Annotated in this window: 7 protein-coding genes; 1 reads left to right on the forward strand and 6 read right to left on the reverse strand. The window is 75.3% G+C overall.

Features of this window, described 5'->3' with window-relative positions; all coding sequences use genetic code 11:
* Positions 1-29 precede the first annotated feature (29 nt).
* Together ACFYZF_RS07735 and nfi are read right to left on the reverse strand one after the other, a co-directional pair.
* A complete protein-coding gene (locus tag ACFYZF_RS07735) occupies positions 30-1,271 on the reverse strand; it encodes a hypothetical protein (protein WP_387017009.1) in 1,242 nt (413 codons plus the stop codon).
* Positions 1,272-1,410: 139 nt separating this feature from the next.
* Positions 1,411-2,025 carry a deoxyribonuclease V gene (nfi, locus tag ACFYZF_RS07740; protein WP_387017132.1) on the reverse strand — a complete coding sequence of 205 codons (615 nt, stop codon included), beginning with the start codon at positions 2,023-2,025 and terminating at the stop codon, positions 1,411-1,413.
* 248 nt (positions 2,026-2,273) lie between these two features.
* Here nfi and ACFYZF_RS07745 point away from each other — a divergent pair, with 248 nt between their 5' ends.
* On the forward strand, positions 2,274-2,822 hold the full coding sequence (locus ACFYZF_RS07745) for a hypothetical protein (protein ID WP_387017011.1): 549 nt from the start codon (positions 2,274-2,276) through the stop codon (positions 2,820-2,822).
* Positions 2,823-2,915: 93 nt separating this feature from the next.
* Here ACFYZF_RS07745 and ACFYZF_RS07750 read toward each other — a convergent pair whose 3' ends face one another.
* The 4 genes from ACFYZF_RS07750 to ACFYZF_RS07765 form a co-directional block, all read right to left on the reverse strand.
* The gene (locus tag ACFYZF_RS07750; RefSeq protein ID WP_387017013.1) at positions 2,916-3,641 is read right to left on the reverse strand and encodes a Clp protease N-terminal domain-containing protein; all 726 of its coding nucleotides are present in this window, start codon (positions 3,639-3,641) and stop codon (positions 2,916-2,918) included.
* A gap of 65 nt (positions 3,642-3,706) precedes the next feature.
* The gene (locus ACFYZF_RS07755; protein ID WP_387017015.1) at positions 3,707-5,002 is read right to left on the reverse strand and encodes an ATP-grasp domain-containing protein; all 1,296 of its coding nucleotides are present in this window, start codon (positions 5,000-5,002) and stop codon (positions 3,707-3,709) included.
* Positions 4,995-9,872 (reverse strand): amino acid adenylation domain-containing protein, encoded by a 4,878-nt coding sequence (locus tag ACFYZF_RS07760; protein WP_387017017.1) that lies wholly within the window; start codon positions 9,870-9,872, stop codon positions 4,995-4,997. Before ACFYZF_RS07760 ends, ACFYZF_RS07755 begins: the two co-directional genes overlap by 8 nt.
* A gap of 5 nt (positions 9,873-9,877) precedes the next feature.
* Positions 9,878-10,825 (reverse strand): zinc-binding alcohol dehydrogenase family protein, encoded by a 948-nt coding sequence (locus ACFYZF_RS07765; RefSeq protein ID WP_387017018.1) that lies wholly within the window; start codon positions 10,823-10,825, stop codon positions 9,878-9,880.
* Positions 10,826-10,853 lie beyond the last annotated feature (28 nt).

Genomic DNA, 10,853 nt, shown 5'->3' on the forward strand with positions numbered 1-10,853 from the left:
CGTATCGGAGCGCCCCGGCCTCCCCCGCCTCAGCCGGGGAGGCGGGGCATGATCGTCGTCGCGTCGCCGCCACCGGCGGGCGCGGGGGGCCCACCCGGACCGGGCGGCGTCCCACCCGGACCCGGCAGCCCACCGGGACCGGGCGTCCCACTCGGACCGGGCGTCCCACTCGGACCGGGCGTCCCACTCGGACCGGGCGTCCCACTCGGACCGGGCGTCCCACCCGGACCCGGCACCTCGGGCGGGCCAGGCTGCCGGGGCGGGGTGTCGCCGGCCGGGTACGCCGCACCACCGCCGTAGACCCCGCCGCCACCGACCGGCGGGGCGGCCGGCGGGCCGGGGCGGGCGCCGTACGCCCCGCCGGACGGGGGTGCGGCCGGCCGGCCGTACACCCCGCCGCTGGGCGGCGCGGACGGCGCGGGCGGGGTGGCCGCCCCGCCTCCGGAGCGGTACGTGGTGCCGCCCGGGTTGCGCGGCAGCGGCACCGGCGGGTACTCGCCCCGGTCGGCGGCCGGCTCCTTGTCGGCCCGGGACCGGCGCACCAGCAGCACGATCAGGCCGATGCCCACCACGACCAGGCCGACGCCGAAGAGCATGAACACCGACAGACCGCCGGAGTCCTCCTCGGCGGCGACCGGGGTTGCCGAGCCGGCCCGGGCGGCGGCCGCGGCCAGGGGCGGGCCGCCGACGTCCACCGCCTCGGTGGGCGCCACGGTCGGGCTCGGCGACGGCGTACGCGACGAGGTGGGCGACGGGCTCGGCTTCTTCCTCTCCCCGATCACCCGGGCCGTGGTGGCGTCCCGGCCGAGGGCACGGCCGAACGCGTTGGTCGCCTCGCCGGCCAGCTCCAGCCTGCCGCCCGGGGTACCCGCCCGGAACGTCACCCGGTAGCGCACCGTGAGGCTCTTGCCCTTGCACAGCGTGGGATTGGTCGGCGTGACCTGACTCGCGGTCACCCCGCCCCCGCCGCCGGAGACCGACACCGGCCACCACCGACCGGCCATGGCCACCTGGACGGAGGCGTGGTCCGCGGCGAGGCCGTCGAGCCGCAGCCCCAACCCGGTACGGACCAGCACGCAGCCCCCGGTGCGCTTGCGCACCTCGACGTTGACCGCCCCCGGCGAGCCGCCCGGCCGGAAGCTGCCGGCCGAGCGCACCCGCACCGAGTCGCCGTCGGCCAGGGCCGGCGTCGCCCCGACGGCCACGAGGCCGCCCAGCATCACGCAGACCGCCGCGATCCGCGTCGCCCGCCGACGTACCGACATGCTCACCTCGCCGTTCCTCCCCGGGTGGGGTCCGCTGGTCAGGTTACTACCGGGTGCGTGGCCCGGTAGTTCGTCGAGCGCCCCGGATGTGCTTTGCGTTACGGAAACCGCCCCCCGCCCGCCACGCGGGCGGCCGGCAGGTCCGTCAGCAGGCGGCGGCCAGCGCCTCGCGGCAGAGTCGGTCGGCGGTGCGGGTGGTCTCCGGCAGCCGGTACCTCGGCGTCAGCGCGAGCACCCGGGCGCAGGCGTTGTCCAGGCCCATCCGGTGCCCGACGCTGACGAAGACCGGCTTCACCCCGTCCCGGGTACGCAGCACCCGGCCGACCACCTCCCCGCCGTCGCGCAGCGGCGACCAGGCCCCGCGCCGGGCCCCCGGCGGCTCCCACTCGCCGACCAGCGGCGTCTTGCCCACCCCGATCGCGGGCAGCCCGGTGACCACGCCCAGGTGGCAGGCGAGCCCGAACCGGCGCGGGTGGGCCAGCCCGTGCCCGTCGCAGACCAGCAGTTCCGGGCGGACGGTCAGCTTCTCCAACGCGTCCAGCAGCGCGGGCAGCTCCCGGAAGGCGAACAGCCCGGGGACGTAGGGGAACGCGGGCCGCCCCACGCCGACCGCCCGGTCCACCACGGCCAGCGTCCGGGCGTCCAGCACGGTGACGGCCGCCGCGAGCCGGTCGCCGCTCTCGGCGTACGCGACGTCCAGGCCGGCCACCGTCGCGGGCGCGGTGGGCCCCGGCCCGACCAGGTCGGCGAGGGGTCGCATCCGGTCCTGTACGGCGAGCGCTTCGGCCTCGGTGCGCGGCGGCCGATGCGCTCGCGCCTCGGGTCCGCGTGGCCGGTGGGTCGCCGATGGGTCAGCCATCGGGTGAGCATGGTCCGCCGTCCCTGCGGGCGCAACGGGTCACCGTCGGCGACGACACACCCGGCCGGGTCCAGCCGGGGTTTTCGCACACCTGTCGGGTAACTTCTTCTGGTCCGAAATTCCGGTCATCGACAGGAGAAGCTCCGCGCATGGGCAAGAAGACGATCCACGTCTCCGACTTCAGCGGCACCGTTCTGCGGCCGGACGACGAGGTGGTCCGCGTCGTGGTGCTGGAGCACCCCGACCTGGTCGCCGGTCCCGTGCAGCTGGACGCCACCGCGGCCGAGGTGGAGAGCATCGACGACGCCACGCTGGACGTCGCGGTGGTGGAGATCCACGACCACCACGGCGGCGGCGAGCCCCGCCGGGTGGTGCTGACCGCGAGCGAGTTCGACGCGATGGCCACCGACGTGCCGATGGCCCAACTGCTGAAGACCGCCGAACGGGTCCGCCCGCCGAAGGCGCGCAAGGGCGCCGAGAAGCCGGACTACGGCACCATCGAGCACGCCGGCAAGCCGCACCGGGGCCGGGTCACCGAGGAGGAGGCCCGGCTGGTCCGCGAGCAGCTCGACGAGGTCAACAAGCGGCTCGCCGACGCCGGCCTCCGCCAGGTCGACCCGGCCGATCCCGAGCACGCGCTCCGGTACGGCCTCCCCGCCGCCGCACCCGACTCTTCGGTGCCGCCCACGGCCTCCTGACGCCCCGCCGCCGCCCGCCGCCGCCCGCCGCCGCCCGCCGCCCGGCGGGCGGCGGCGCGAAGGCCCTTCCCGCCGGAGGCGCGGGAGGCCCTCCTACTCCTGTGCGGCGGCGAGAGCCTCGGCGACGCTGGCCTCCGTGCCGGCCTTCTCCACCCCGAGCCCGGTGAGCACGCCGGCACCGTTCTCCACCTCCAGCAGGCCGAGCAGGATGTGCTCGGTGCCGACGTGCTGGTGACCGAGCCGCAGCGCCTCCCGCACGGTGAGTTCGAGCGCCTTCTTGGCTCCGGGGTCGAACGGGATCAGGGCGGGCAGCGTGTCGGTCGGCGCCGGCAGGGCCGCGGTCGCGGCCTCCCGCAACCGCTCCAGCGGTACGCCCTGGGCGACGACCGCCCGCGCGGCGAGGCCGTCGGGCTCGCCGAGCAGCCCGAGCACCAGGTGCTCGGGGCGGATCTCGGCGTTCCCGGCGGCGCGGGCCACCTCCTGGGCGGCGATCACGACATTGCGGGCCCGGGGGGTGAAGTTGTCGAACACGCGGGCAGGGTTCAGGGCCGACGGCTCGGTGGACGCCCTGGGCACGAACCTCTTCTGCGCCGCCTGCTTGCTCACCCCCATGCTGCGGCCGATCTCCGTCCAGGACGCGCCGGAGCGGCGGGCCTGGTCGACGAAGTGGCCGATCAGGTGGTCGGCGAGGTCGCCGAGGTGGTCGGCCACCACGACCGCCCCGGAGAGCTGGTCGAGGGCGTCGGTGTGGGCCTTCTTGATCCCCGCGATGAGGTCGTCGAGGCGGATCGTACTGGGCATCTGGGCAGGATTCGTCATGCGTCAACCATAGGTTGACGCGTGCCACCCGTCAACCCGGAGTTGACGATTTGCCGAGCCGGTGCTCAGGCCGTACTCCCGGCTCGGCCGTCCTCGACCGCAGAGGGGACGGTGCTGACATCGAGGACGGCGAGGGCGTCCTCGCCGGCCCGTCGGGCCTCGGCGACGGTCCGGTCGAGCGTGACCACCCTGGCGGCCACGCTCGGCAGAGAGACCAGTTCCCCCACCTGGTCTCCCACGGTGACGAGAACGTCCAGGGCCAGGACACCATCCCGATCCCGGGCCGCCTCGACGCCGGTGATCGCCGTCACCAGCCCCGGCCGGACGTGCTTGGTCAGCAGCATCGAGGCAGAGCGCGGCTGGGCCGGCAGGGCCACGTCCAGCGGCTCGCCGGACATCACCGCCAGGTACGCCGCGACGATGTCGTAGGAGTACGCGTATCCGATCATCATCATGATCGGGCCGCCGGCGAGGCGTCCCGCGCACTCCACCAGCCGGACCACGCCGTCCTCCAGGATCCACTCGCTGTGGATGAACCCCGTGTCGAAGTCGACTGCGGCGACCAGCCGCTCCGCCTCGGCGACCAGCTGGGCGTACTGCGCCGGCGGCAGGTCCGGGTCGATGGTCTCGGTCACCGGCACCGGATGCGCGCCCGGGGCGACCTCGGTGGCGGTGACGTTACGGAAGAGCACCTCACCCCGGCGGACCAGCAGGTTCACGTTGTACTGCCGCCCGACCATGCGCCGCTCGGCCAGGTAGGACTCCACCGCCGGGAAGCGCGTGCTGCTGTGCGCGGGCGGGGCGACCATCCGCTCCCAGCCCGCCGGAACGTCGGCGGCGTCCGGGACGATCTGCACCCCGGACGAGCCCGCCCGCGCGGTCGGCTTGAGCACCAGCCCGCCGGGAACCCGTTCGGCGAAGGCCACCGCGTCGGCGGGCGAGCGGATGAGCCGCCACTGCGGGCCAGCGACGCCACCGGCCTCCGCCACCTGGCGTAGCAGGAACTTGTCGCCGAGGATCTCCGCCGACGCCGGTCCGGCGCCGGGCAGGCCGAGGCGCTGGGCCAACCGCGCCGCGAACACCACCCCCGCGTCATCGACCGGGACGACCGCCTGGATCCGCAGGTCCGGATGCCAGACGTGGAACAGGTCGGCTGCCATCGGGCGTCGGAAGTCCAGTTCGTACAGGTCACACTCGGGCCAGTGGGCGGCGAGGTGGGCGCGGGCCCCCCGGGCGTACGCCACGGCCGGCTCCTCGATGATGATCACCCGCAGGTCGCCGACGGTGCGGCGCAGCAACGGCAACCAACCCTGCACGTACCCGACGAGGACCAGGGCCCGCCGATCGTCCGGACTACTCACCCGGGACACTCCCTTTCGATGGTTGGGTCGCGACCCGGTCGACGGCCGCCGCCAGCGATCGGACGGTCGGGTTCTGGAAGAGGGTGGCCAGCCCGACGGGAGCGCCCAGGGCGCGGCTGAGCCGGGCCTCCACCTCGATCAGCCTGAGCGACGAACCACCGGCATCGAAGAAGTTGACATCCGGGCCGAGGGTGTCGCGGCCCAGGGCGGCGGCGCAGACCCGCTCGACCAGCGGCATCATGGGCCCGTCGGCGCGTGCGGTGGCCGTGACGGCGATCGCGCGCAGCGCGGCGATGTCCGGCTTGCCGTTCGGGGTGAGCGGCATGGCCGCCAGGATCCGCAGGTCACCGGGGTGCATGGTGGCCGGCAGCAGGTCGGCGAGGTGCCGGCGCAAGCCGTCCCCGGTCAGCTCCGGCGGCCCGGCCACGTACGCGGTGACCCCGTCGGGCCCGTCGGCGAGCAGGAGGCAGTCGGTCACGTCGGGGTGCTCCCGCAGCACCGCCTCGATCTCGTCCAGCTCGACCCGGGTGCCGTTGAGGCTGACCTGCCGGTCGGCCCGGCCCCGGAACTCGATGGTGCCGTCCGGCCGGGCCATCCCGAGGTCCCCGGTCCGGTACAGCCGCACGCCCCTCTCGCCGTGCGGGTCCGGCCCGAACCGGTGGGCCGTGCCGGTCGGGTCCCCCGGGTACCCGAGGGCCAGGTACGGGCTGCGGACCCGGATCTCGCCCACCACGTTGACCGGCACCGGGCGCCCGTCGTCGTCGGTGAGCAGGATCTCGGCGGTGGGCGAGGCCGGGCCGACCAGCGGTCGGTTGTCGGCGCTCTCCCGGGATCGGGGGTAGCCGTGGTCGATCGTGGCGGCCACCTGGGGGGTCTCGGTGGCACCGTAGTGCGACACCACCCGCGCCCCGGGACAGAGCCGGGCGATACCGGCGACGTCCCGAGCGTCCACCGCGCCGCCACCGAAGGCGACCAGCCGGACGTCGACCAGCCGGACGCCGGACGCCTGACCGGCCGCGACGAGCAGCCGCCCCAGGGCGGGACTCAGGTGCAGAACGGTGATCCGCCGGACGGCGAGCCAGCGGACCAGCGCGGTCGGCGACGCGGCCTCCGAGGCTGCCGGCAGGTGCACCGGCGCACCCACCGCCACCGCGACCAGGACCTCACGGAGCAGGGGGTCGTGGCCGACCCCGGCGAGCGCGGAGAAGCGATCCTCCCCGGTGAGCCGGTACGCGGCCGGGTACCACTGGAGCAGGGCCGCCAGCGGGGTCGCCGAGGCTGCCACCGGCCGGGGGTGACCGGTGCTGCCGGACGTGAACGCGAGGTAGGCCGTCCCGGTGGGCAGCGATTCCGAACCGGACACCGGTGCTGCTCCGGCCCGAGCCGCCGGGATGCCGGTGGCGTGGTCCGGGCGCACGACCGGACGGTCACCGGTGGCATCGACCACGACCGGGTCGCCGGCGACGGCCAGCATCCGCTCTCGGCGGGTCGGCGGCAGGTTGGCGTCGACCAGCAGAAACGTCCTGGCTCCGGCCAGCACGGCGACCAGGGCCGCGACCAGCGCCGGACTCCGGCCACCCAGCACCGCCACCGCACGTCGCCGCCCGGGGTCGACGCGGTCCAGCGCCGTCCCGAGATCGACGACGGTCGAGGCGAGCCGATCGCCGGTCACTGTCTCGTCACCGGCCAGGACCGCGTGGCTGCTCCCGGTGCGCCGCAGGGCGGCCAGGAGGGTGCGCCCGAGTTCCGCCGCGGACGAGGTGACCGGCGGGTACGCCCGCCAGGGGGACCGTACCGTGCTCGTGTCGGCCCGTCCGACGTCGCCGAGCAGCCGGGCAGCGTCGCGAGGAAGGTCGGCGAGCACCCGGACGCAGTCGTCGGCCACCGCCTCGATCTGGTCGTGGTCGAACAGGTCCAGGTCGTAGACCAGCTCCAGCCCGACACCGTCCCGGTCGTCGACGAAGTACGCCGAGATGTCGAACAACGCCCCCGGCAACGGCGGGGTGAGCACCTCGACCCGGGTCGCCGGACCGAGGTCCAGCGGCGTCGCCGGATACGACAGCAGGTTGCACCAGATCTGGAAGATCGGGTTGGCCGCGGCGATCCGGGGCGGGGCGAGTTCCCGAACCAGCTCGTCGAAGGGCACGCGGCGGTGGGCCAGGGCCGTGGCGACCTCGTCGGCCACCATGCGCAGGTTGTCCCGCACCGACCGGGTCCGGTCCACGGCCAGGCGCAGGACCAGCGAGTTGTTGAAGAAGCCCACCGAATCGGCCAGGTCCGCGTCGTCCCGGTCCGCGACCGGGGTGCCGATGACCAGGTCGTCCTGCCCGGTGTAGCGGTTGAGCACCGTCGCCAGGCCCAGGGCGAGCAGGGGGAACAGCGGCACCCGGTGACGTACCGCGAGGTCGCGCAGCTCTCCGGCCACCTGTTCGGGGAGCCGGTGGGCCACCCGCCCGGCCCGGAACCGGGGGGTGACCGGGCGGCGGCGGGCGAACGGCAGCCGGACCGGACCGGGCAGGTCGGCCAGCCGCTTGCGCCACCAGGCGAGTTCCGCCTCGACCACGGCCCGGTGCTCCGGGGAACGGGCGGCGGCGGCGACCGCGGGGAACTGCACCGGCTCGGGGAGGTTCTCACCCCGGTACGCCCGACCGATGTCGCGCTGGACCACCTCGATGGACCAGCCGTCGACCACGATGTGGTGCCCGACCAGGGCGAGCAGGCAGGTGTCCGCTCCGGTGACCAGCGCCTCCGCCCGGAACAGGGGGCCGGTGTCCAGCCGGAACGGGCGGCGCACCACCTCGGCCGCCCAGTCCTCGACGGTGGTGGTGGGGTCGGCCACCACCAGGCCGCCGCACTCCGGCGGGTCCGCGACCAGTTGAACCGGCCGGGCGGCGACCATTCCGACCCGGGTACGCAGGGCCGCGTGCCGCCCCAGCACGGTGGCGACCGCGCGGTCGAGACGATCCAGGTCAACCGGGCCACGCAGGCGCAGCAGCGCCGGGACGTGGTAGGCGGAGCAGTGCGGGTACATCTGGTGGAGCAGGAACAGCCCCTCCTGTTGGGGAGCCAGCGGAGCGCTGCGCCGGGCCCCGGTGGCGGGGCGGGCGGGTCGCGGCGGCGCGGCGGCGGCGGGCCGGACGTCCAGGACGGCGGCGAACCCGGCGACGGTGGATTCGGCCAGCACGTCCGCGACGGTGACGGCCCGTCCGGTCTCCCGGGCCGCCCGTTCGGCGACGACCATCGCGGACAGGGAGTGCCCGCCGTGCGCGGCGAACTCGCTGTCCGCGCTGAGGTCACGGGCCCCGAAGACCTCCGTCCAGAGCCGGGCGACGTAGCGTTCCCGGTCGGTCATCGGCGGCGTGGCGGATCCGGCGGGGGCGGGGTCGACCGGGGTCGCACGGCCGGCGCGGAGCAGGGCGGAAACGGCCGCCCGGTCGGCTTTGCCGCTGGCGTTGCGGGGCAGCGCCGCCAGCACCACCAAGTCGGCGGGTACGGCGGCGGCCGGCAGGACGTCGGCCAGGTCGGCACGCCAGGCAGCGGGGTCGGGTCGCCCGGTGACCACCGCCATGACAGCGTCGTCGCGGACCAGCGCCACCGCATCGGTGACCCCGGGCAGTCGGCGCAACGCGTGCTCGATCTCGCCCAGTTCGATCCGTACTCCCCGGATCTTCACCTGATGGTCCCGGCGGCCGTGGTACGCCAGGTTCCCGTCGGGAAGCCGCCGCACCAGGTCGCCGGTGCGGTATGCCCGCCCGCCCGGTCCGGCGCCGGCATCCGGCACGAACGCCAGGGCGGTCGCCGCCGGCCGCCCCAGATACCCCCAGGCCACCTGGGGGCCGGCGAGGAGCAGCTCCCCCAGTTCCTGGGGCCCCACCTCGCGCAGCGTCGGGTCGACCACCCGGGCGCGGACGCCGGGCAGGGGCCGGCCGATCACCGGCACGTCCACCTCGCCGACCCGGGCCACCACCGTGTCCACGGTGCACTCGGTCGGCCCGTAGACGTTGTACGCCGTCGTCCCGGCCCGCGCGGTCAGTTCCGCCCACAGTCCGTCCCCGATGGCCTCGCCGCCGACCAGGATGCGCAGGTCCCCGCACTGGTCCAGGTACGGCAGCAGCGCCCGCAGGTGGGTGGGGGTGATGTCGAGGTCGGTGACCCGCCGGGTGCGTAGCACCTCGGCGAACGCGGCCGGGTCGAGCCGGTCGGCCTCGCGGAGCAGGACCACGGTGTCCCCACGCAGCAGCCGCGACCACTGCTGGACCGAGGCGTCGAAGGAGAGTCCGGCGTTCCACGCCACCACGTCGTGTCCCGGCCCGGCCGCCCCGCAGGCGAGGAGTCCGCCCGCCAGCGCCAGGACCGCCCCGTGCGGCACCATCGCCCCCTTCGGACGACCGGTGGAACCGGAGGTGAACACCACGTACGCCAGGTCCGCGTCGGTGACCTCGGGCAGCCGGGCGAGCGCGGCGGCGTCGACGGTGACCTCCCCGCGCAACGCGTCGGCCAGATCCGGCACCACGACGTCCGGGCCGGTCGGGGTGCCCGGTTCGGTGATCAGCCGGGTGACGCCCGCCTCCGCCAGGACCGCCGCCTGGCGCCGGGCCGGATGCGACGGGTCCACCGGGACGTACGCCGCGCCCGCCCGCAGCACCCCGAACAGGGCCACCACCATGTCGACGGACCGGTCGAGGCGGAGGCCCACCACGTCGCCCCGGCCCACCCCGTACCCGGCCAGGGCGACGGCCACCGCGTCGACCCGGCGGCCGAGCTCGGCGTACGTGACAGCGTCGTCGGCGACGACCAGCGCCGTGCGGTCGGGGTGGGCGGCGACGACGCGGCCCAGGGCGGCGGGGATCCCGGCGGGGACGGCTTCCATCCGGCTCAGCCCACGAAGTCCAGGCTGACCTTGCCGGTCGTGACCCGCGCCCGCATGTCGGTCACGGCCTGCGCCACGTCCCTGAACGGGTACGACCGGCCCGTCTCGACGTCGAGCTGCCCCTTCTTGATCATGCCGAACAGTCCCACCATGGTCTCCGGGAACACCTCGTGCCGGTCGGAGACCAGGTTGTACGCCGAGAAGCCGGCGATGGTACGGGTGCCGGCCATCAGCGACTCGGGCCGGATCGGGGTGCCGGGCTCCCCTGAGGCCGCGCCGAAGATCACCATCCGCCCGCACGGCGCCAGCGCGGCGAGGGCCGAGTCGAGCTGTGGCCCGCCGTGCATCTCCAGAATCACGTCGACCATGCGACCCCCGTTCGCCTCGACCAGGGCCGCGCCGATGTCGCTGACGGTGGAGTCCACCGTCTCGTCGGCGCCCAGGGCGGCGGCGTGCGCGCGCTTCTCCGGGGTGGACGCCGCGCCGATCACCCGGCGGGCCCCCCACGCCTTGGCGAGCTGCACGGCGACCGACCCGACGCCGCCGGCGGCGGCCATCACCGCGACGGTGTCCCCACGGGTGATCCGGGCCATGGTCCGCAGGATGTGCCAGGCGGTGAACCCCTGGGTGGCCATCGCGAGGGCGGCCCGGTCGGAGACGAAATCGGGCACGTCGAGGAACTGTTCGGCGACGAAGACCTCCGCCCAGGCCCCCTGCCTGGCCCGGCCCAGCATCCGGCGGCCGTCGGCGGCGGTGCCCACTGCCTCGATCCCCGGGCGGTACGGCAGCGGCGGCTTGAGGGAGTAGGTCCCCTCGACGAGGTGGACGTCGGAGAAGTTGACGCCCGCGCTACGGACGCGGAGCAGGGTCTGGTTGCCGGCGGCGACCGGATCCGGCACGTCGTGGATCTCCAGGCCTCCGGGGCCGTGACCGGTCAACGAGATCGCGTGCAAGGTACTTCTCCTAATCGTTGTGGCGCGG

The organism is Micromonospora sp. NPDC001898 (genome assembly GCF_042891255.1).
Classification (GTDB): Bacteria; Actinomycetota; Actinomycetes; order Mycobacteriales; family Micromonosporaceae; genus Micromonospora.